General features: G+C 49.5%; 21 protein-coding genes. 4 read left to right on the forward strand and 17 right to left on the reverse strand.

Features of this window, described 5'->3' with window-relative positions; translation table 11 throughout:
- Positions 1-153 precede the first annotated feature (153 nt).
- The 6 genes from groL to isdC all read right to left on the reverse strand — a co-directional run bounded on the left by groL (position 154) and on the right by isdC (position 6,074).
- Entirely contained in the window at positions 154-1,788 is a 1,635-nt protein-coding gene (gene groL / locus A7975_RS29945; protein WP_053374211.1) for a chaperonin GroEL, read from the reverse strand.
- A gap of 73 nt (positions 1,789-1,861) precedes the next feature.
- On the reverse strand, positions 1,862-2,143 hold the full coding sequence (gene groES, locus A7975_RS29950) for a co-chaperone GroES (protein ID WP_053374210.1): 282 nt from the start codon (positions 2,141-2,143) through the stop codon (positions 1,862-1,864).
- 136 nt (positions 2,144-2,279) lie between these two features.
- On the reverse strand, positions 2,280-3,053 hold the full coding sequence (locus A7975_RS29955; RefSeq protein WP_065387574.1) for an ABC transporter ATP-binding protein: 774 nt from the start codon (positions 3,051-3,053) through the stop codon (positions 2,280-2,282).
- Complete coding sequence (locus A7975_RS29960; protein ID WP_065387657.1) at positions 3,043-4,026, reverse strand: FecCD family ABC transporter permease; 984 nt, start codon at positions 4,024-4,026, stop codon at positions 3,043-3,045. The genes A7975_RS29955 and A7975_RS29960 overlap by 11 nt, the downstream gene beginning before the upstream one ends.
- A gap of 2 nt (positions 4,027-4,028) precedes the next feature.
- Complete coding sequence (gene isdE, locus A7975_RS29965; RefSeq protein ID WP_065387575.1) at positions 4,029-4,961, reverse strand: heme ABC transporter substrate-binding protein IsdE; 933 nt, start codon at positions 4,959-4,961, stop codon at positions 4,029-4,031.
- An 84-nt stretch (positions 4,962-5,045) separates the two neighbouring features.
- Positions 5,046-6,074: a heme uptake protein IsdC gene (gene isdC / locus A7975_RS29970; RefSeq protein ID WP_065387576.1), complete on the reverse strand. Its 1,029-nt coding sequence runs from the start codon at positions 6,072-6,074 to the stop codon at positions 5,046-5,048.
- A 452-nt stretch (positions 6,075-6,526) separates the two neighbouring features.
- Here isdC and A7975_RS29975 point away from each other — a divergent pair, with 452 nt between their 5' ends.
- Genes A7975_RS29975 through isdG form a run of 3 tightly spaced genes read left to right on the forward strand, consistent with a single transcriptional unit; the run spans position 6,527 to position 9,640 of the window.
- Complete coding sequence (locus A7975_RS29975) at positions 6,527-7,480, forward strand: ABC transporter substrate-binding protein (RefSeq protein ID WP_065387577.1); 954 nt, start codon at positions 6,527-6,529, stop codon at positions 7,478-7,480.
- A gap of 10 nt (positions 7,481-7,490) precedes the next feature.
- A complete protein-coding gene (locus A7975_RS29980) occupies positions 7,491-8,489 on the forward strand; it encodes a FecCD family ABC transporter permease (RefSeq protein ID WP_065387578.1) in 999 nt (332 codons plus the stop codon).
- Positions 8,486-9,640, forward strand: a complete 1,155-nt coding sequence (isdG, locus tag A7975_RS35295) for a heme oxygenase (RefSeq protein ID WP_065387579.1) — start codon at positions 8,486-8,488, stop codon at positions 9,638-9,640. The genes A7975_RS29980 and isdG overlap by 4 nt, the downstream gene beginning before the upstream one ends.
- 61 nt (positions 9,641-9,701) lie before the next feature.
- Here isdG and A7975_RS29990 read toward each other — a convergent pair whose 3' ends face one another.
- From A7975_RS29990 to A7975_RS30040, 11 genes are all read right to left on the reverse strand, one after another.
- Positions 9,702-10,907: a DUF2264 domain-containing protein gene (locus A7975_RS29990; RefSeq protein WP_255314611.1), complete on the reverse strand. Its 1,206-nt coding sequence runs from the start codon at positions 10,905-10,907 to the stop codon at positions 9,702-9,704.
- Between the two features lie 15 nt (positions 10,908-10,922).
- Positions 10,923-12,056: a glycoside hydrolase family 88 protein gene (locus A7975_RS29995; RefSeq protein WP_141680457.1), complete on the reverse strand. Its 1,134-nt coding sequence runs from the start codon at positions 12,054-12,056 to the stop codon at positions 10,923-10,925.
- A 33-nt stretch (positions 12,057-12,089) separates the two neighbouring features.
- Entirely contained in the window at positions 12,090-13,928 is a 1,839-nt protein-coding gene (locus A7975_RS30000) for a heparinase II/III family protein (protein ID WP_065387581.1), read from the reverse strand.
- Positions 13,929-14,269: 341 nt separating this feature from the next.
- Entirely contained in the window at positions 14,270-14,860 is a 591-nt protein-coding gene (locus A7975_RS30005) for a TetR/AcrR family transcriptional regulator (protein WP_053374201.1), read from the reverse strand.
- Between the two features lie 73 nt (positions 14,861-14,933).
- Positions 14,934-16,100, reverse strand: a complete 1,167-nt coding sequence (locus A7975_RS30010; protein ID WP_053374200.1) for a YhgE/Pip domain-containing protein — start codon at positions 16,098-16,100, stop codon at positions 14,934-14,936.
- Between the two features lie 120 nt (positions 16,101-16,220).
- A complete protein-coding gene (tatC, locus tag A7975_RS30015; RefSeq protein ID WP_053377614.1) occupies positions 16,221-16,973 on the reverse strand; it encodes a twin-arginine translocase subunit TatC in 753 nt (250 codons plus the stop codon).
- 130 nt (positions 16,974-17,103) lie between these two features.
- A complete protein-coding gene (gene tatA / locus A7975_RS30020; protein WP_053374199.1) occupies positions 17,104-17,337 on the reverse strand; it encodes a twin-arginine translocase TatA/TatE family subunit in 234 nt (77 codons plus the stop codon).
- 54 nt (positions 17,338-17,391) lie between these two features.
- On the reverse strand, positions 17,392-18,447 hold the full coding sequence (locus tag A7975_RS30025; protein WP_065387582.1) for a molybdopterin-binding protein: 1,056 nt from the start codon (positions 18,445-18,447) through the stop codon (positions 17,392-17,394).
- Positions 18,444-18,938: a MogA/MoaB family molybdenum cofactor biosynthesis protein gene (locus A7975_RS30030; RefSeq protein WP_053374197.1), complete on the reverse strand. Its 495-nt coding sequence runs from the start codon at positions 18,936-18,938 to the stop codon at positions 18,444-18,446. Before A7975_RS30030 ends, A7975_RS30025 begins: the two co-directional genes overlap by 4 nt.
- Before the next feature lie 27 nt (positions 18,939-18,965).
- Positions 18,966-19,445 (reverse strand): cyclic pyranopterin monophosphate synthase MoaC, encoded by a 480-nt coding sequence (moaC, locus tag A7975_RS30035; RefSeq protein WP_053374196.1) that lies wholly within the window; start codon positions 19,443-19,445, stop codon positions 18,966-18,968.
- An 84-nt stretch (positions 19,446-19,529) separates the two neighbouring features.
- Entirely contained in the window at positions 19,530-20,138 is a 609-nt protein-coding gene (locus tag A7975_RS30040; RefSeq protein ID WP_082198550.1) for a 5-formyltetrahydrofolate cyclo-ligase, read from the reverse strand.
- Positions 20,139-20,291: 153 nt separating this feature from the next.
- On the opposite strand from A7975_RS30040, the gene A7975_RS30045 reads away from it, so the two are divergent.
- Entirely contained in the window at positions 20,292-22,226 is a 1,935-nt protein-coding gene (locus tag A7975_RS30045) for an ABC-F family ATP-binding cassette domain-containing protein (RefSeq protein ID WP_065387583.1), read from the forward strand.
- Positions 22,227-22,244 lie beyond the last annotated feature (18 nt).

Below are 22,244 nucleotides of genomic sequence, written 5' to 3' on the forward strand. Positions count from 1 at the left end.
CTGAAAAGCAAATTTTAACAACATAAAAAAGACTACCTCCTGTTTTTTAGGAAGTAGTCTACACTTTAGAAAATAGTTTTTAACGTGACCAGTTCTCACGATGGACGAAAATAGTCTAAACTATTTCACAATGTATAAGGGTTTAACCCCTTATTACATCATGCCGCCCATTCCACCCATACCGCCCATATCAGGCATGCCAGCGCCAGCACCCTTAGGTTCTGGTTTGTCAGCAACTACGGCTTCAGTAGTCAAGAACATAGCCGCAACGGAAGCTGCGTTTTGTAGAGCTGAACGAGTAACTTTAGCAGGGTCAACGATACCAGCTTCGAACATGTTTACCCATGCGCCAGTAGCTGCGTTGTAGCCTACGCCGATTTTTTCGTTTTTCAGACGCTCAACGATAACGGAGCCTTCTTGGCCTGCGTTAGCTGCGATTGTGCGAAGCGGCTCTTCAAGGGAACGAAGAACGATGTTTACGCCTGTTTGCTCGTCGCCTTCTGCTTTAACAGCAGCAACGGCATTATATACGTTAATGAGGGCTGTACCGCCGCCCGATACGATACCTTCTTCAACCGCTGCGCGAGTGGAGTTGAGGGCATCTTCGATGCGGAGCTTGCGCTCTTTCAATTCTGTTTCTGTAGCTGCGCCGACTTTGATTACTGCAACGCCGCCGGACAATTTTGCAAGACGCTCTTGAAGCTTCTCGCGATCGAAGTCGGAAGTTGTTTCTTCCAGTTGAGCGCGGATTTGGTTCACGCGAGCAACGATGTCAGCGGAGTTGCCGCTGCCGTCAACGATAATTGTTGTTTCTTTTGTGATGCGGATTTGACGAGCGGAACCTAGCGATTCAACGCCAGTCGATTTCAGCTCAAGGCCGAGTTCTTCTGTAATTACTTGGCCGCCTGTAAGAGCAGCGATATCTTGAAGCATTGCTTTGCGACGGTCGCCGAAGCCAGGAGCTTTAACTGCAACGCAAGTGAATGTTCCACGAAGTTTGTTCACTACTAGAGTAGCTTGAGCTTCGCCTTCAACATCTTCAGCAATGATTAGCAATTGCTTGCCGGATTGTACGACTTTCTCAAGAACCGGAAGGATCTCTTGAATGCTCGTAATTTTTTTGTCAGTGATCAGGATGTAAGGGTTGTCGAGAACCGCTTCCATCTTGTCTGTGTCCGTGATCATGTAAGGGGACACGTAACCGCGGTCGAATTGCATACCTTCAACCACTTCAAGCTCTGTAACAAAGCCTTTCGACTCTTCTACAGTGATAACGCCGTCGTTGCCCACTTTTTCCATTGCTTCTGCAATCAGTTGGCCAACTTCATCGTCAGCAGACGAGATCGAAGCGACTTGAGCGATCGATTGTTTGCCTTCGATTGGTTTCGAGATTACTTTCAGCTCTTCAACAGCAGCTCTAACCGCTTTCTCGATACCTTTGCGGATAACCATAGGGTTAGCGCCTGCAGTAACGTTTTTCAAGCCTTCGCGAATCATCGCTTGAGCAAGAACAGTTGCGGTAGTTGTACCGTCACCTGCTACGTCATTTGTTTTTGTAGCTACTTCTTTAACGAGTTGAGCGCCCATGTTTTCAAAAGCGTCCTCTAGCTCGATTTCTTTAGCGATGGATACGCCGTCATTCGTGATGAGCGGGCTTCCGAATTTTTTCTCAAGTACAACGTTGCGGCCTTTTGGACCAAGCGTTACTTTAACTGCATTTGCAAGAGCGTCAACTCCGCGCAGCATTGCGCGACGAGCATCTTCACTAAATTTAATTTCCTTAGCCATTAACGTAAAACCTCCCAAAATAGTTTAAGTAGAACTGCTATGTCTTGCCTTCTATGTGTCCCTAAGCGGGCTGTTATTCAAAAATCGCGTGAATTTCGCTTTCTTTCATAATCAAATACTCTTTACCTTCGTATTTGATTTCAGTACCGGCATATTTGGAGAAAAGAACACGGTCGCCTTCTTTAACTTCCAAAGCAACACGAACGCCATCTTTCAGCGTACCGCTGCCAACTGCTACCACTTTACCTTCTTGCGGCTTTTCTTTCGCCGAATCCGGCAATACGATACCGCTAGCTGTTGTTTCTTCTTTCGCGATTGCTTCGATCAATACGCGTTCACCCAAAGGTTTGATCATTGAAAATAGCCTCCTTCAAAATTTGTCGCTTCTTTTATTCTCGTTAGCACTCGAAACCTTCAAGTGCTAACAACTATTTTTATCATACTCATTTTCAAAGTTAATTTCAAGTGCTTGGTTTTAATTTTCCGTTAATTTACACTATACCCAAAGGAACAACAATCATTCCCGCCTCTTCCTCCTGTTTGATCGTCACTTTGACGCCATAAATATCCTTCATCGTTTGCTCCGTAATGACCATCTTAGGCGCTCCCGCCATATGTACCTCTCCGTCTTTCATCACAATTATGCTGTCGCTGTAGCGAACCGCTTGATTCACATCATGCAGCACCATCACAATGGTCAAGCCATATTCAACGTTTAAGCTTTTGATCAAATCAAGCACTTCTATTTGATAATACATATCGAGGTAGGTCGTAGGCTCATCCAAAAATAAATAAGGCGTCTTCTGCGCCAGCGCCATTGCAATCCATACGCGCTGCCGCTCGCCGCCAGACAGCTGATCCAGCATCAAATGCCGCTTCTCAACGAGCTTCGTGCAATTTAACGCCCATTCAATAGCGAGTTCATCCTCCTTGCCGCTTTGCGTCCACATGCTGCGGTGGGGGAGCCGTCCGTAGCTCGTCAGCTTCTCGACCGTCATATCAGACGGCGCTTCATTCTGCTGATGCACGACCGCTATTCTGCGAGCCAGCTCCTTCGGCTTAAAATCGGTTATGTTTTTCCCATCCAATATGACATGACCGCTCTTCGGGGCAAAATTACGCGCCATCACGCCCAGCAGCGTCGATTTGCCGCTCCCGTTAGGGCCGATAACCGTCGTAATCCGACCAAGCTCAACGTCCGCGGATATATTTTTCAAAATATCGGGCTGTCTATCATAAGCATATGTAATTTGATTAAGCTCCATGAATGCGGTCACCCCTTCTCAGCATGAATACTAAAAATGGCCCGCCGATAATCGTCATTATAATAGAAGCCGGAATTTCGGTCGGTGCCAGAATCGTTCTGCCGAGCGTATCCGCGCTTAATATGAGCAAAGCTCCGGCTAACGCCGAAAAGGGGATAAGCAGCCGATGATCCGAGCCGATCAACAATCTCGCAATATGAGGAACAAGCAGGCCGACAAAAGCGATCAAGCCGCCAACGGCTGTCGCAACCGAAGCAAGCAGCACCGCGATAATAGAGATAATTAGACGCGCTCTCGTCACGCTAAGACCTAAGTTTCCTGCCGTTTTATCCTGCAAAGCCAGCATATTGCACCACGAGCATACGAAGAGCGACAAAATAAGCCCGATCACGCCATAAATGCCCAATATCTCGACATCGCTCCATGTTTTCATCGTAAAAATAGAGCTGATCGCCTGATTGACCGAGGTCACCGCATAGCTCCCGCGATAATTAAACGATTGTCCGAGTCCGGTGAAGGTTGCATTAATCGCGACGCCTACCAAAATAATGCGCATCGGGCTCAGCCCTGTTTTCCAAGAGAATGAATACACCAAGAAGCACGCAAACGCGCCTCCTAAAAATGAAAACAGCGGCATCCAAAAAAACATCGCCGGAAAAATCGTCACCATGAGCAGCGAAATAAAGCCGGCTCCCGAAGAAATGCCGATCACGCCCGCGTCGGCAAGCGGATTACGCATAACGGCCTGAAGCAGCACGCCCGAGACGGCAAGCGCCGCTCCTGTCAGCAAAGCGACGATAATGCGCGGCAGCCGCAAATCTTTGACAACCTCTACTTCCTCATTCGTTCCGCTGAACAAGCCCTGCGTAAGCTCTACCAAGCCAACCTTTATACTGCCCGTTGTCGCAGAAATCATGATAACGCCAAGCAGCAAAATTATTACGCCCACAAAGCTGACAATTTTTTTGTTCATCTTCATGGATAAAGCATCTCCATCAAAGCGTCCATCGCTTCATTGGCCGCTAAGCTCGCAGTCGTTCCGAACAGCGCCTCTTCCAGGTCATACACCCGATCATTTTGCACCGCGTTAAAATGATTCCAAATATCGTTTATCTTAAACTCCTTGTCGAACATCTTAATAACCTCCTCCGGCATTCCGTGCGCGGCCCGCAAAATCACATCCGGATTAGCCTGCTGCAAATACTCGGTGTTGGAAGCCAAATATTCGACGGTCTCGCCCTGCACGATATTGACTCCCCCAGCCAGCTTCACAAGATCTCCGATATACGAATTTTCCGTCGCAACGAGGTAACTTCCCGGCACGCCTAGCAAAATAAGTACGGTTGGCTTTTGCTTGCCTTCCATTTTGTTTGCCATCTCCGCTATTTTCTCGTCATAGCCAGCTGCAATTTCGTTTGCCTTCGCCTCTTTTCCATAAGTCTTGCCTAGCTCAATGATCGCCGCTTGCATATTGGCAAGGCTCGTCAGGTCAAGGAAGTTTGCCTTTACGCCTACAATTTCAAATACTGGCTCCAGATCGTACTTCAGCGTCGTTACCGATAGCACTTCAGTAGGTTTTAATGATTTCACAAGCTCCATGTCCGGGCTCATCGGATTGCCCACCTTGGTCGCCGTTTTGTACCGTTCAGGCAATGACTTCACGCTTGTAGGAATGCCGACCAGATCAACGCCCAGCGCATCCATGATCTGCGTAACCGCCACGGTCGTCGCGATCACGCGATGCTCATGCCCCTCCCCCTCCTCATCAGTCTTTTTCTCATTGCCTACTGCCGTTTGCCCCTTGGCCTGTTCGTTATTGATCGTTTTCACTTCACTTTTAGTGCCGCCGCAGCCTGCTAGCGCGACCATTAAAGCGGCAATGATGATCGTCCATAAGAATTGCTTCATCTCTTCCCTTCTCCTCCCTAAAAACACCGCAGAGGACACCATCCATATGGCGCCCTCCCGCATGTCATTTTATAATGGCGGCTATTAGACCTTTTTGTTCATCGCTCGCTTACGCAGCATCCAAATCGCGATCGCGCCGACTACAGCAATAAGAACGGGGATCGTCACGACCCAAAACGTTCTGCTGCCCGATTGCTCCTGCACATCGAGCACCTCAGCTGCGACAACCGCTTGATCAATCGAAGCCTTTACGGTCTCTGCTTCAGCATCCAGCGCTGCCGTTTGCCCCGCTTCCTCCGTAGGCGCAGGCTGTTCAGAGGCTGTCTCCGCTGGCACCTCGCTTGACGATTCCTCTACCGCTGGCTGTTCGCTTGGCGCAGCTGACGGTTTGGCAGTTTCCTCTTGCGAGGCGGCTATAGCAACCTCCGGCTTCCCTTGAGCCGGTTTCGTCGTTTCAATTGCCTCAGCTTTGATCTCTGGCGCAACTGTAGCTTGTGCGTTCACCGTATCGGTGGCTGCTGGCTTAACAGGCTTTGCACCCGTTGCTGGTTTAGCCGTGCTTGCCGGCTGTGCGGGCTTCCCCGTTGCGGCCGGATTTTTCTCCTCCTGCTTGGCAGGCACCGTTTCTTTGGGCTCGGACTGTGCTGCCTTCACGAGCTTAAAGCTATCCTGATCGAATACAATACGAATCGTGTAATCATGATCGTAGTCAATGTCCGCAACCGTCACATGGATTTTCGAAGTAACCGGCTTTGACAAATCATCGGCCTTAAACTCGACTACTCTTTTATCCTCTGTCATATCCCTGCTAATGACCTTCGCATCCGCATGGCCGCCAGCACTCGGCACCTTAAATTCCGTCACCCATTTGCTGTGATTGATAGTCAACCGAATCGTCGGCTCGCCATTCTCGATCAGAACGGTCGCCGGCTTTTCCCAATAGTCATTAGCCATCGATACCGAATCATCCTCCGCTTTGAGAACGAGATAAGTAGCGGTATAGGTACCGTCTGTCCGATCGGATTTTGCCTGCACGGCAGATGCGGCGAGCAGCAGGCTTATCGCACTAATGACCGCTATGATATAAGTCCGATAACGTCGTTTCATCATCATTTTAAACCTCCATTATTTATGTAAAAATATAGTATATATAATCATTATAAATAGGTTTTTATTTTCTTTTTAAATTATTATCTCATTTATTCCGCATTCATAAGTAATGATTATCATTCTCATTATAAAACAAAAAAATAAATTCCGTTTATTTGCGCTTCATTTCTAAAACCCTCGTAAAACCTGCGATGAAAGCCAGTTCCATCCCCTCATGTCTCACGCTCTACCGCTCGGCAGCCTATCCCATTCACGGGCTCCATCCCCTATAAAGTGACTCCTCTCCCTAAATTAAGCTTAAAATCTTAAACCACAGACGATGTTACTCCACTTTCAAAGCAATCGTCAACCGTTATTAAATTTTTAAATAATCGATATTTCGCTTATATAAATGTGTTAATCTCAATACAATAAAAGTAAAAATTTTCTTTTTAGAAATTTGGCTGGAGGGTCCTATGAATAAAGGCTTGTTGCTTTGCTGCGCCGCTCTGCTGCTCACTGCTGTAGGGTGCAGCGGACAAACATCACGAACAAATGAGTTTTCGGATCCGCCCCCCGCACGGATTCAAGTAAAGGACTTTGCTGGACGCATGATCACCTTTGACAAGGTGCCAGACCATATTGTCGCTCTGAGCAATGGTGAAACGGATATTGTGTACGCGCTAGGCGGGGAACTGGTAGGCAGACCTGCTTCAACCTCCTCCTCACTCCCGGCTGCAGCAGAAAAAGTGGAGCAAATCGGCTCTGCCCATGAGGTTGATCTTGAGAAAATTACGCTGCTCCGCGCAGATGTCGTGCTCGGCAACAATCCGATGAATACAAAGGATGTCCCCGTACTTGAAGGGGTTGGCTCTAAGGTCATTCTCACAAGCGCCAATTCCGTTAATGAGATAAAAGCGCAAATTACTTTATTCGGCCAGCTTCTGCAAAAGGAAGCGCGGGCGCAGGAGCTTAATCAAACGATAGACGACAAGCTGAAGCAATTTCATGCAGCAGCAAACCAAGAGAAACCGAAAGCTCTGCTCGTCTATGGAGCACCGGGAACTTATATGGCTGCTTTGCCAAACTCGCTCAGCGGCAACATCCTAGAACTGGCAGGCGGTACGAATATCGCGTCCAACTATCCGAGCCTGCAAAGCTATCCGCAGTATGCGCAGCTCAATTCGGAGCGGATTGTGGAAGCGAACCCCAGCCTTATTCTCATTATGACCCATGGCAATCCGGAGGAAGTGAAGAAGGGGTTTCTAAAGGAAATGCAGCAAAACCCTGCCTGGAGCAGCCTGGATGCCGTGAAGCAAAACAAAGTGGAAGTATTGCCGTCCGACTTATTCGGCTCCAATCCGGGAACTCGCATTATTGAGTCGCTCGAATGGCTGCACGACATGTTGGAGACGGCAGCGCAGCGCTGAGAGGAACAAGATGAATAAACAATTGCGAACAAAAAGAAGAAGGATCGCTCTGGCGGTCGCCCCGCTGCTTCTGTTATTAAGCGCTTTTTATGGATTGTCATACGGCTCCGTATCGATATCGCTCAAGGAAATATGGCTTATCCTTACGACTGATATACAATCGGCGCAGCAAACGATCATTATGAATTTAAGGCTGCCTCGCGTATTGGTTGGTTTGCTGACAGGCGCATGCCTGGCTGCTGCCGGCGCTATCCTGCAGGGAGTTATGCGCAATCCGTTAGCGGATCCCGGCATTATCGGGGTATCGGCAGGCGGCGGGCTTGCCGCCGTTATGATGATGGTGCTGCTGCCGCAGCTAAGCTATTTGCTGCCTGCCGCAGCTTTTGCTGGCGCATTTGCAGCGTCAATCATCATTTATCTCATATCGTGGGATAAAGGCGCTTCTCCCGTCAAAATCGTCCTCGCCGGTGTCGCGATCAACGCCCTGCTTGGCGCCATTATGAACGGCATCATGGTCGTTTACAGCGATAGGATCCAGGCGGTTTTGCCATGGCTGTCGGGGGGATTGAACGGCCGGAGCTGGCATCATCTGTCTTTTATGGCTCCGTACGCGCTAATCGGCCTTGCTCTCACGTTTCTTGCTATCAAGCCCGCAAATGTGATGCTGCTTGGTGATGATTCCGCTAAGCTGCTCGGCCAGAAGGTAGAGCTGCAAAGATTGTTGCTCATCCTCCTTTCTTCCTTGCTGGCAGGCGCCGCGGTCAGCGTCGCCGGATTAATCGGCTTTGTCGGGCTCGTTGTCCCGCATGCGGTAAGACTGCTCATAGGAGAGGATTACAGGTATCTCCTCCCTGTCTCCATAGCAGGCGGTGCGGCGCTGGTCGTGTTGGCCGATACGATCGCCAGATCATGGTTCGATCCGATCGAGCTTCCGGTTGGCATTTTGCTTGCATGCATTGGCGCACCGTTTTTTCTACTATTATTAAGGAAACGGAGAAATTGGCGATGACAGCTAACGATACGGCAATTGATTTAAAGGAGCTTGCGCTTGAGATGGGAATGTTCCAGCTCATCGACATTTCTACCTCGGTTCCGCTTGGCAAAATGACAGGCATCATCGGCCCGAACGGCTCCGGCAAGTCTACCCTGCTCAAAATCATCGCCAAGCTGCTGGATGCAGACAAAGGGGAGATTGCCATTGAAGGCAAGGCTGCGAAAGCCTATTCAAGAGCTGACTTTGCCAGAACCGTCTCCATGCTTCCGCAAGCGAAGGATATGCTTCCCGAGCTAACCGTCCGCGAGCTGATTGCATACGGACGTTCTCCCCACAAACGTTTGTTTAGACAGAAGCTAACCGATGAGGATCAGCAAATTATAGATTGGGCGATGAAAACGATGAGCATCCGCCGCCATGACGATCGGATGTTCCATACTCTATCGGGAGGTGAACAACAAAAAGCGCGTATTGCGATGGCTCTGGCCCAGAAGACCAGCATCATTTTGCTCGACGAGCCCACGACCTACTTAGATATCTCCCATCAGCTTGAGGTTATGGGCATGCTTCGTAAAATTAATCAAGAGCATGGCATCACGATTGTGATGGTCCTTCATGACCTGCAGCAAGCTGCCGCCTATTGCGATCATTTGATTGCAATGAAGGAGGGTGAGATTGTCTCAAGCGGTAATCCGCAATCGGTTATTACTTCTCGCTTTTTGAGGCAAGTGTATGAAATCGAGGCTAAAGTAAGCTTCGCAGAAAACTATCCCGTCATTATTCCCATACCAAAAAATTACGAGGAGGATGCAACAATGATTATTGTGACGAATACATCCCATATTACGAAAGGGAACGGCGACAAGCTTATCGAACGCTTCGATCGAATCGGCAAAGTAGAAGCCATGGAAGGTTTTCTCGGACTAGAGGTGCTGCTCACGCAAAATACGGCAGACTACGATGAAGTATCCGTCGTCACGCGCTGGAACTCCAAGGATGATTTTAAAGCTTGGACAAAAAGCGAGGCATTCCGTGAATCCCATTCCCACCGCAAAACGCCCGACTACATTATTTCAAACAAAATCACCTTCCAAGAGGTTAAAATAAAGCGCAACCCGCTTCCGCCTGTACAGACCGAAGCTTTCCCTGAAGCGCAGGCACAATAACAACCAAAGAAGGCAGACGACGGAATTGTCCGTCGTCTGCCTTTTTAATGACCAGCCTCGCTTACTTCAATGCCGTATCGATGCCAAACGGCTGCCCCGACCACGCCTTCTGCGCCGTCCATGCCTCATCTGCCCCGCTCCAAAACGGATGCTCGCTCGGCAAGCCTAATGGCAGAAACACCGCAGCGCACAGATAAAGGCTTCCGGTTGAAATATAACGCTCGCCTATATTCGGCTGATGGCCGCAGAAGCCGATGGTGAGCCAGCCGTCCGGCGTAAAGTTGCCAGGCTGTTCAAGCGTCCTCCGAATGGCTGCCGTTAGCGCGCAGCGAACCTGCGCGGCACTTACATCCTCAGGCAAAGCGTCCAGCAACGCGCTTTGGGCCAAGCTCTGGAAAGCGCCAAAGCGGTAGGCGAGCGACCGTCCGATCGGCGGATATGTTCCATCAGCTGCGATCAGTCGCTCTAACACGCCCGCATAGCGGCTGGCACGGCTCGTTATTGCAGCCCGCATCGCGTCCCATTCCTCGTAGTGACCGCCTGCCGCGGCAAGCACATCAACGAGCATCGGCTGAATTACGAAGCTGTTGTAATAGTCCCAGTGAAAATCCGGACCATCCCCGTAAGCCCCATCACCCAAATACCACTGCTCATGCTGCTTTAAAGCGTAATCGATCCGCATAGGGTCCCAGTCGCTCTCTCCAAGCTTAAGCAAAGCGGATTCGATCGTTGCAGCGAACAGCAGCCAGTTCGAGAATACCGGCTTCCTCGTCCGCGTATGCTTCAGTGCAGCAATAACATTAGCTTTCACGCGCGGCGAAAGCTTCTCCCCAAGCTCTATAGGGGCACGAAGGATCGCTTGCGCCAAAAAAGCCGCATCAACGATCGGCTGGAAGCCATCGCTAAAGTTCATGCAATCCGGCGACTCCGGATCGGTGCCAGCATCGATAGCGGTGCGGGCGAGCTCAGCATATCGGCTGCGCAGCTCTTCCTCTACTCCTGTAAGCCCTCTGTTTTCAAGCCAAGGAGCCATACCGGACAAAAGCCGCCCGAGCGCTTCCAAATGGGTGTATTTAGCTCGGTCCGCCAATAAAGCCGCTTTTTCTTCCTCACTCGCCCCTTCAATTTCTGCGCATTCAACCGGCATCTTTTCCTTCAGGCGGCGCTCGGCGAGTGCTGTAAGCACCGGGTCGCTTATCGCTAACAGCTGCTCCAGCCAATATTCGCGGGCTGGAAGCGAGCTATCCATCTGATGTTGATTCAACATGCTCAATACCCCCTCCTACCAGAACGTCTCGGCATTTCCTCTTAGCCGCGCCAAACCTTCAACGAAGAAATAGTCACCGTAAATAAGCGGTACATCGATATTTCTGCGCTCTGGATAATGGCTTGTCCCATGCAGAATCAAGCCTTCTTCCGGCGAATTGTCCCAAGCGCCGTAATGCTCATACATCGATCGCAAGATTCTTTCTCCCGCAGCTTGATAAAGCCCGGATTCCTCATCTGGGACCGCTCTTGCAATTTCTAGCAAGCCGCAGGCCGCACAGGCGCCAGCCGAGGTGTCACGGTAACGCTCAACGCCTGAAGGCAAGCGGAAATCCCAATGCGGCACCGAGTCCTCAGGCAAGTTCGCAACGAAGAAATGAGCGACCCGCTTTGCTGCCTCCAAATATCTTATCTCGCCCGTATACCGGTAGCTAAGCGCCATCCCATAAATCGCCCACGAAGCTCCGCGCGACCAGGCAGAATTCGGAGCAAAGCCTTGACCGCCGTTTACGCCTTCAAACTCCCCCGTTTGCGGATCAAATACAACGATATGATTAACGGATCCATCCGTCCGGATAAAATGCGCCAGCACCGTATCCGCGTGTTCCATCGCCAAATGCTTAAATCGCGGATCGCCGGTCGTTTCGCTCGACCAGTAAAGCAGAGGCAAATTCATCATGCAATCGATGATCGCCCAGCCTTCGTTGCGATCGCCCTCGCCCCAAGGATTCCAAGCCCTTATGTAATTCCCTTTTACATTAAACCGTCCGCTAAGTACGCTGGCAGCAAGCAGCGCCCGTCTGCGCGATTGTTCCTCGCCAAGCAGCTTATAGCGGGCTACGCTCGTCAGCGACCACATAAAGCCAATGTCGTGGTCCAAACGGTCATAGCCGAATAGCACCTCATCGAGCTGCTGCTCGCATGCTTCGGCAATCTCCTTATAGCGCTCATCCTTTGATTCCGAATCACGGTATAATAACCAAAGCAAGCCCGGCCAGAAGCCCGCCGTCCACCAATGGGGCGCTTCCAGCACATAAGCGCCATCCACGCTTGCATGCGGAAATCTAGCGCCAATGCGGCTGCTCGTTCGCGTTACCTTCTCATGTACCTTTTCCCAAGCTTCATTTACCCATAACTGTTCCATTGCCATTGCCATTCCCTCTCCTCGCAGCCAATAAATGATTTATGAGTCAAATTGAAAAATAAATTCAGCAGACAAAGCTGGTCCCGTGACAGCCTTAGCTTGAAAATCAAGCGTATACCAAAAGCGCTCATGCCCAAAATGATCGGTATCGCTGCGCGGAGTCACGGCAGGCTCCCATAGCTGATGGTTATAGGACATGCTCAATTGCCGCTTGCCTTTTAGCAGAACTCGGCCCTCCGCAGCTAACTCGGGAGCAATAAAAGTGATGAACCGCTCCGTCACGGTATGCTCCTTCTGCCCGCTGCTTGCTGCAAATGCAATCGTGTCAGTCAGCGTCAAAACTGGCAGCCTATCCTTATTCCAGAGGAAGCGGCGCTCGAAGCATTCAAGCTCGGCATGACCATAAGCCGCGCTTAATTCTAGCGTCAGCTGGTCAGAGAGCTTGTCCTCTGCAGACGCTTCCATAACGGTTGCTCGGTACGTAGCGCCATTTTGCTGATGACAGCCATCGATGATCGGGACAGAATGTCCCTGCGAGCCATTGCACCAAAGCGTGTACCGCTCCTCGCCAAAATATTGCGCCGTATACATCCCGCTGCCCAAATCAGCCAAATACGCTTGTCCATCCGCATGCACGATAAAGTGGCCCGTATCATTATGGTTATGGGGCTCCTCATTATGGCCGCCCTTAGCCGCAAAGCTATAGCTGCCGCCATCCTCCGCAGCATGCCTGGACAAAAGCCACTGCACATCGGGCAAATAATACGATTCTGATGGCCAGATCGCTACGCTGCCGGAAGCGTCTGACTCCATCCATTCCTCGCGCACCCATACCAAATTACGAATTGCAGGCGCCCAGCGGCCGCAATGATCTGCCGAATAGTCCGCTCTCAAGCTCGCATCCGGTACGATTACCTCTTCATATTCACCATGCAAGCAGCAGCTAAGTCCCATAAAGATGCCGCTTGAAGCGGGCGAATCAGAGAAATTGACGACCGTGCTGCCGCCTGTAAAGCTTTTCTGCTGGAAAAGCGCGATCTCCTTCACCTTGGCTGAATCAAATAAATTGATTTTGCCGTCTGTCGCCGACTTTAGGAGCTGGGCAAAATAGACGTAGTAGCCGAATCCGTACTGCCAGTACAAGTAACCTTCGGCGCATGCGCCATCCTCTCCGAAGCCGCTCAAATAACAATCCAGCGAATGAAGCACCCGCTCAAGTACCACTGACAAACGCTCCGTATCATCAATCAGGTGAATAGCCGCAGCGCCTATCGACCCAGCGCATACCGCGGACCAATTGTGCTCAGCCGTCTCCCAGCCATACGGGCCTTGGTTCAAAAAAGGACGGAATATCCGCTGCTCCACCTCTGCTTCTATCCGCTCGCGGAGCAAAGCAGGAAGGCGGTCGCCTAATAACAAGCTGACTTCGCTAAGCGCAAAACCCGTCTCCGCAGCAAACAAATCGATGTCCGGCTTCTCCGCTCCCACATTAAAGTGGGCAGGCAGGCACCATGTAAACTCATTGCAAATCGACCAAATGATATTCAAAGCGGCTGTTTCATACCCCTTATTGCCCGGCTCCAGAAGAGCCATGATGACAAAAGCGTTCAGCCTTTTGCGCCGTTCAAAATAAACGCGCTCGTACGCCAATCGTTCTCCCGTTTCGCCGTATACACGAAATAGCGAATAGGTAAGCTCAGGATCAGCCGTCTGCACCAAGAGGTCAGCCTCCGACTTAATTTCCATAATCAGCGTCTGATTCGTTTTGGACTCCCTCAATCGTGCAACAAGCCTATCTGATGAGCTCTCCGAAGCAAACAGCGTGAGTCCGCGCCTTCTGCTAAGCTCCAAAACTTCCTTCATTCGCTTGCGATTCATTGTTCGTTCGCTCCTATTACATTTGTGTAAGCTGCCGAGCACGGCGCACATTCATCATTCTCACGAATTCAGCATTACGTAAACGCTTGCAGAAAATCATGAACGCTCATTACGATCTTTCTGCCTCTTTATCGATTGTACCAATAGTTAGGGAATAGTAGAAGGCTGAAGTTATTCACCTATTTGCAAATGATTGCATTCAGTCAACGATTCCAATCTATTGCGTAGTAATTTCTACCGTTAATTTCTCCTTTTCCAGTTAAACCCACTTGTCGATCGCAAAAGCCAAAAAAAAACTACCGCACAGCGATTGCTCGCAAAGCGGTAGTTAGTGGTTCATGCTAGTTTTCCTTGCAATACAAGCCGCCCATAATGAACGCAGTCAAATCCTCGCTCATCGTCTCCAGCGATGGATGCTCTTCTTCAAGCAAGATCGCCCAATAATCCGTATGTCTATGAAATAAAAGCGCGCCGATAATAGACATCAAAGCGGTATCTAGTGAGCGAAAATGGAACAGCCCCTGTTCCTCGCCCTGCTTTAGCCAGTGGCGCAGCAGCTTCCACATCGGCATGACATGCTTGCGTATTTTTTGAATGCGGTCCGTGTTCATTATGATTTCTTGCTGGATGATGCTGATGAGCTCATAATCGCTATATCTAAACCTCGTTACCTCGCGAATAAGCAGCCGCACGCCTTCTACAGGATTAAGCGTCGAATCTATCCCAGCGATTTGATCATTGGGAAAAAAGTTCTCGAATAAAGCGCCGAACATATTTTCTTTCCCGCCAAAATGATATGACACGAGCGCGATGTTAGCTCCAGCCTCCTCGCATATTTGCCGAACGGTCGTTTTTTCAAAGCCGTTCTTTGCAAACAGCTTTTTGGCTGCTAACAATATTCTAATTTTTATATCCGCGTCGCCTGTTGTCATGATCATCCTCCATGAATCCATATTTCTTTTATTTAGTTCTATTTACGGACAAACAGCAAGCGAGTGCCAACTTTTATCGTTTTTGGCCTGCAATTACCGCTTGAGGCTGCTGCTGCTGAACCGCTTGCCGCTTTGCCGCTACAGCAAGGACGCTGATTGCAAACGCGACAACCGCAATTATGACTAATTTCAGCGCGTCAGGCGTAGCAGCCGGACCGCCGAACAAGATGTTCATCGTTCCGTCCACCGCATAAGTAGCTGGAAGAGCATCGCCTAGCTTAATGTAGAAATCCGACAACAATTCACGTGGAACGATTGCGCCGGAGGTAACCAGCTGAGCCGACAACAAAATAATGTTAAAGAGCATGCCTGCCATTCCAAACAAATATAGGAACATTTGGGAAACGAATATGAAGGTTAGCAGGAAGAGCAGCTGGAACAGCCAAATGTGAAGGAAGCCCTGATCCATTTGGCCGCCAAAGGAAGCAAGCATCGTCGAGCCAACTAAGGATACAAGAACAGCAGCTACAACATTAATGATGCTTCTTGTACCGAATCGGCGCCATCTGCTGACAGTAGCGCTCGTAGCCATGGACGACTGCTCAAAATTCATGCCCATGATCATGGCGCCAACATACGATGCAAGCACCATCATCATCGGAACCATCTGATTGTTCATACCTTTTACCGCATTCGTCGATTGAATATCCGACGTAACGCGCTGCGATAATCCTTGAGCCGCAGCCGCTGCTTGCTCAGCAGGCATGCTCATATTGCCAAGCACCGCCTGAATGCCGCCTGTGACGGCCTGACGATTAACCTCTGCTGTAATTTGCGCAGCCGCGCCGCTCATGATGCTTTTAATAAGCGCAGGATTCGATTCATTAATATAATATTGGATCGAAGCGGTTCCGTCTGCCGCTGCCGCCTTTTGCGAGAAATCCGCCGGTACAACAACGACCATTTGAAGCTCACGCTCATCCAACTGCTTTTTAGCTTCATCAACACTGTCTACCTTCCTCATATCAAAAGGCAAGTTTTGAATTAATCCGCTTGAAATTTGTTGCCCCATTTGCTGATCCTCATTCACAACCGCAATCCGCAGCTGATCCACACGATCCGTAACGCCGTTATAACCCGTCATCCAAATGACCGAAAAAATCACTTGGAACATTAATGCCGTAATAATGCCCACCCAGGTAGTCGGCCTTTTCATAAATGCTTGAAATGCATGTTTCATCCTTATCCACTCCCGCTCTCTCTATTTAAACAACCGTTTTAAACGATTGTTTAATTATTGCTTGGAGAGGCTTGTCTTGTCAACAAAAAAAAGAAGAAGAGCTATTTTCTCTTCTTCCCGCTATACATGATTGGGTGACTCTCCGTAATCGGCTTCCCATTTGGCATCTGCCGCCAGCTGCTTTTTGTGCACCGTTCCGGATAGAAAAACACTGATTTCATACAAAATGATTAAAGGGATGGCCACCAAAACATCTGAAATGAAATCAGGCGGCGTAATAACAACCCCGATAAACACCATAATAAAATAGGCAAGGCGACGCATTTTGCGAAGCCGCTTCGGATTTACTAATCGAATGGCCGTCAAAAACATAATGACGAGCGGCAATTCGAATAGGAGCGATATCGGAATCAACAGATTAAACATAAACGTAAAATATTGGGCGATGCCGTATGTTTCCTCTAGATTCAAATGCTGCGAAACCGTTCTTGTAAAGTTGAATGCGAGCGGAAACACAACAAAATACGAAAACGCCAATCCGATCAAAAACATGAACAGCGCGAATGGCACGTATTTGAGCGTAGAGCGCTGCTCGTTCTTGCGCAGTGCCGGCTTTACGAACGCCCAAAGTTGATACGCAATGACAGGCAATGCCAAAATCAAGGCGATAACAAAAGCAAATTTCATATACATCCCGATGCCGTCCCATAGCGAGAAAGTATGTAAGGAAATCGTATTGGCCGGCTTCTGGCTCATAAGAAAGTTATAAGCAGGCTGCGCGAAAATAAGCCCCACGACTAAACCTAAGGTTAGTATGATGAGCACATACACGAGGCGTTTCCGAAGCTCGCCAAGATGTTCAAGAAGCGGCATTAGCCCTTCTTCGCGCAGAAGCGCTTTTCGTGATTTTTGGTCCGAGTGGTTTTTTGCTTCCGATCCCACCTGCACTTACCTCCTTCGCCTAGCGTTTACATCCCTTTGTTCAAGAAAAAAGCGGGCCCGATTAGTCCGGAAGCCGCTTATTGTCTTTATCGATATTTTCCGAGCGATTCACTTCAGCCCGACTCGAATCCTTGTCCTTGCGGTCATCGTCTTCCATGATGTCTTTGGCGCCTGCTTTAAACTCACGCAGCGTCCGTCCAAATGCGCGTCCAAGCTCTGGCAGCTTGTTCGGTCCAAACAGAAGCAAAGCAACCAAGACAAGCAATATAATACCCGTTGCACCTATCCCTGACATGATGTTACCTCCTCAAAGCTTTACGCAGTAATGATACTTCGTAAGCGTTATACACTAGCAGCTATTTAGTCCGCCATATCCCATGCTGACAATATCTTCTCGAACGATCGTATCTCCAGCCAGAATACGCGGCAGTAGAACATCGAATGACGTATAAGGATCATGCATGACACAACCCGGCAAGCCCATAATAGGAACTCCGTTCAAATATCCGATGAGCAGCATCGAGCCCGGCAGCATCGGCGTTCCATAGCTTACGATATCCGCTCCAGAAGCTTTAATCGCGCCTGGCGTGCGATCGTCGGGATCAACCGACATCCCGCCTGTTACTAGTATCATATCATAACGCTGCTCAAGCAAATAGTGTATTTCCTTGACAATTGTTTGTCTATCATCCGGCGCAAATCGCTGCTCCCCAACCTCCGAGCCAAGCTCCTCGAGCTTGCTTCTTACGGCCGGACCAAATTTATCTTCGATTCTGCCGTTAAACACTTCTCCGCCTGTCGTCAGCAATCCCGCCCGAATTTTCCGGAAGGGACGTACGTGAAGCGGCGACGCTCCCCCGTTCGCAATCCGGTATTCGGCTGCAAGGCGCTCTACCTTCTCGACCTTCGCTTTGGATACGACGAGCGGTATCGCCCTTGTTGCCGCCAGCTGTTGACCAGGCTTGACGACCGTATTGGTCTTAATTGTAGCCAGGGCAATCTCCCCTAGCTCATTAATGGCATCAACTATGCCTTTATCGATGGAGGCTAGGCCAAGCATATTCGACTTTATGCTTACTTTCCCCTCATGAGGTTCAGATAATAGCAATTGATCGCCATATAAAGCTTCAGCCATTCGAATCGCCGCATCATCTTCATGGAGCTCGTTTTCGCCAAGCTCCATAATATAGATATGCTCTTTCCCGATATCCAGAAGGCTCGGAATATCCGATTCTTCCACCACATGCCCTCTTTTGAATAAACGGCCCTTGAACTCGCCTGGAATAATACGCGTCAAGTCATGGGCAAGACGCATTCCAATCGCATCATATACGGATACTTCTCGAAGTATGGTTGTGCCGTGCTGCTCTGTTCCGTCCTGTTCATGCTCAAGGTTCCGGCTCATAAGCTATGCTCCCCCAGCTGACCGGATAAAATGCCCAATGCATGCGGCAATTGATCCATGATCGCCATTAGACTCTCATGTACGCCCTTTGGACTCCCTGGCAGATTCACGATAAGCGAGCTGCCTCTAATGCCGCATACGCCTCTCGAAAGCATCGCTCTTCTCGTTTTCTGGAGCGCGCCCATCCGCATCGCTTCCGCAAGTCCCGGAACAGCGCGGTCAATGACCTTAAGCGTCGCTTCTGGAGTAACATCGCGCTCCGCAAGACCTGTTCCGCCTGTCGTAAGCACAAGATCGGCATGGAAATACTCGGTCATTTCAATGATAGCTGCCATAATTTCGTCCTGCTCATCCGGCACAATCCGGTAATCGACAATTTCTCCGCCAAGCTCTTCCTCAATTAACTCACGAATAACTTGCGCGCTCGTATCTTCACGTTCCCCGCGCGACCCTTTATCGCTTGCTGTTAATATTGCTACCTTCCACCGCATTTACCATTCCTCCCATCCCTAGTCCGCTCATGGGTTTGACGAAATTCGATAATCACCGCTTTTGCCGCCCGTTTTCGATACCAGCTGCGTTGGTCCAATCACCATATCCTTTTGCAGCGCCTTGCACATGTCGTACACCGTTAAGGCTGCGGCTGACACAGCTGTCAGCGCCTCCATCTCGACGCCGGTTTTTCCGGTTGTCTTTACAGTGCCTTCTATGTAAAGCTCATCCGTCCCATTATCGCTGAATACTACATTTATGCCTGTGAGCGGGAGCGGATGGCACATTGGTATCCAATCAGCTGTTTTTTTTGCGGCCATGATTGCGGCAACCTGAGCAACGGCCAGCACATCGCCCTTTCCAACCTTGCCTGCCTTGATTTGAGCTAATGTGTCAGGGTTCATCGTTACTTTGGTTTGTGCGACCGCTGTGCGTGAAGTGACTTCCTTATCAGAGATGTCCACCATCCGCGCCCGGCCCTGCTCGTTAAAATGCGTCAGCTCCACCTCTATCGCTCCTTTTAGCCTAAACGACTCTCCACCCAAAAAGGCCGTCGCCGCTTCGTTAATTTAGCTAGCCTCTCATTTTCATTAAAGCAAGTAAACGCCTGACTCCGATATCCATCCATCCATTTTGAGATCATGTTCCTCTAACGGAACTTCAGCAATGAACTGTGCCTCAAACGACATCCCGAGCCATAACGTCTTTGTTGTTTTGTCGTTTCCTCTAGCTACCGCTTCCGCAAATCGGTCATAATATCCGCCGCCGTAACCAAGGCGTCCGCCATTCCGATCAAAAGCGATACCCGGAACCAATACGATATCAGGTACATAACCTTCTTCGATTGGCGGTGTCACAGCGGGATTCGGCTCCATAATGCCGTAAGCACCAGGCATAAGATCGTCCCAGCTGCGCAAATAATGAAGAGTCATCGAACGATCGGACTCCACGCACCTTGGTACGATTACCTCTCTTCCCGCTTGCCAGCAATCTTCAATGAGGCTGGACAAATCGAGCTCGCTTCGAAAAGACACGTAAACCATAAGTTTTGCTGACAAATGATTCTCAAGCCATTTTCCTGCATTCGCGCAGGCAAGGTCTGACCATAATTTCCGCTGCTCTGGCAGCAAGCTGTTGCGCTTTATCGCCATCTGTTTGCGTATGTATGCTTTATCGACAAGTTGATTTTGCTCAGCCAAAAGCACTCACCTATTCTGCTTCCCATCATTTTCTTTCATTAATAGTAGTTTACCACTGTTATGCAACTTTCGCCAATGTTAGCGCTCGTTTATGGTACACTATTGAGTAGTAAAAGCATTCGTTCTTTACAATTTTTTGTTGGAGGTTTCAAAATGCTGCTGCAAGTTTCTAACGTAACGAAGAGCTACGGCGTAAATGTCGTATTATCCAATATTTCTATGCAGGTACAAGAACGAGAACGAATCGGTCTCGTTGGCGTTAACGGCGCAGGCAAATCAACGCTCCTAAAAATTATCGCCGGCGAAATGTCCGCTGACTCAGGCGCAATCCATAAAGCAAAAGAAACAAAAATCGGCTATCTTGCTCAGAACAGCGGCTTGCAATCCGATCGGACGATCGAGGCGGAAATGCGAGCTGTGTTTGCCCATTTAATCGAAGCTGAACAGGAGCTGCGCGAGCTTGAGGTCAAAATTGCCGATCCGGCGCTTCATGAAGATGAGAAACGTTATGCCGATACACTCGATCGGTACGCTAAACGCTCAGATTGGTACCGTGAGCAAGGCGGCTTTGAAATCAACACCCGCATTAACAGCGTCCTTCACGGTATGGGCTTTGGCAGCTTTCCGCCAGATACGTTAATCGCTACATTAAGCGGTGGACAAAAGACACGGCTTGCTCTCGCCCGAATTTTGCTTCAAGCGCCCGATTTGCTCATGCTTGATGAGCCTACCAACTATCTCGACATTGAGACATTAACCTGGTTGGAATCCTATCTGCGCGGATATTCGGGAGCGATTCTTGTCGTATCCCATGACCGCTACTTCCTAGATGCGCTCGCCCAAACGATTATTGAAATCGAGCGCCATACTTCTAAGCGCTACACCGGGAACTATAGTCGCTATATGGAGCTGAAAGCTGCCGAATACGAGATCAATATGCGCCAGTTCGAGAAGCAGCAGGATGAAATCTCGCGTATGGAACAATTCGTTCAGCGCAACCTTGTGCGTGCTTCGACAACGAAGCGCGCGCAAAGCAGGCGCAAAGCGTTGGACAAAATGGATCGTCTCGACAAGCCTCAAGGCGATTTGAAGAAGGCTCATTTCACTTTCGAAATCGAGCGCCAGACCGGTAAAGACGTGCTGTCCGTGTCTGATGTATCCGTCACGTTTCCTGGCAAAGACTCTCCCATCTTCCGCAATGTCTCCTTCCAGCTTACTCGTGGAGAGACCGTTGCCCTGATTGGTCCGAACGGTATTGGAAAATCAACGCTGCTGAAGGTGATCGTCGGCCAGAATGAGCCAACTACGGGAACCATTCGGTTCGGAACCCATGTGAAGCTTGGTTATTATGATCAAGAGCAAACGAGGCTAAACGGACAAAATACCGTTCTAGAAGAGGTTTGGGGCAGCTATGCCCATATGGAGGAAGCCCGTATTCGCACCGTTCTCGGCAACTTCTTGTTCAGCGGTGAAGATGTGCTCAAGCGGATATCATCGCTAAGTGGCGGTGAGAAAGCACGTGTTTCTCTAGCCAAGCTTATGCTTGCCGGCGCCAATGTGCTTATTTTGGACGAGCCTACGAACCATCTTGACCTCTTTAGCAAAGAGGTGCTTGAAGCAGCATTGCTTGACTATGAAGGGACATTGCTCTTCATCTCGCATGACCGTTACTTCCTAAACAAGATGGCAGAACGAATTGTCGAACTTAAACCGTCAGGTACGGATCATTTCCTAGGAAATTATGACGAAATGATAGAGAAAAAAAATGAAATCGAGGAAGCACGGCTCGAGGCACTGTCAAAACAGGCTTCAAACTCGAAATCTACAGCTAATTCCGACAATGCGCCTGTTAGCTCCTACGAAGCCGACAAACAAGCAAAACGCGAGGAACGGGCAAAGCAGCGGAAGCTCGAACAGCTGGAGCAAGAAATTGCTGCACTTGAGCAGCAGATTACGGAGCTTGAGGAGCAGCTTGCTGATCCTGCGATTTTTAATGATTATATTCGGATTCAAGAAATCCAAGCTGCTATTGAAGCACGCAAAAACGCTTTATCGACTGCTTACGAGGAATGGGAGCAATATATGTAATAACATTCTTCTGCAGAA

This window comes from Bacillus sp. FJAT-26390, from assembly GCF_001682865.1.
Taxonomy (GTDB): Bacteria; Bacillota; Bacilli; order Paenibacillales; family Paenibacillaceae; genus Pristimantibacillus.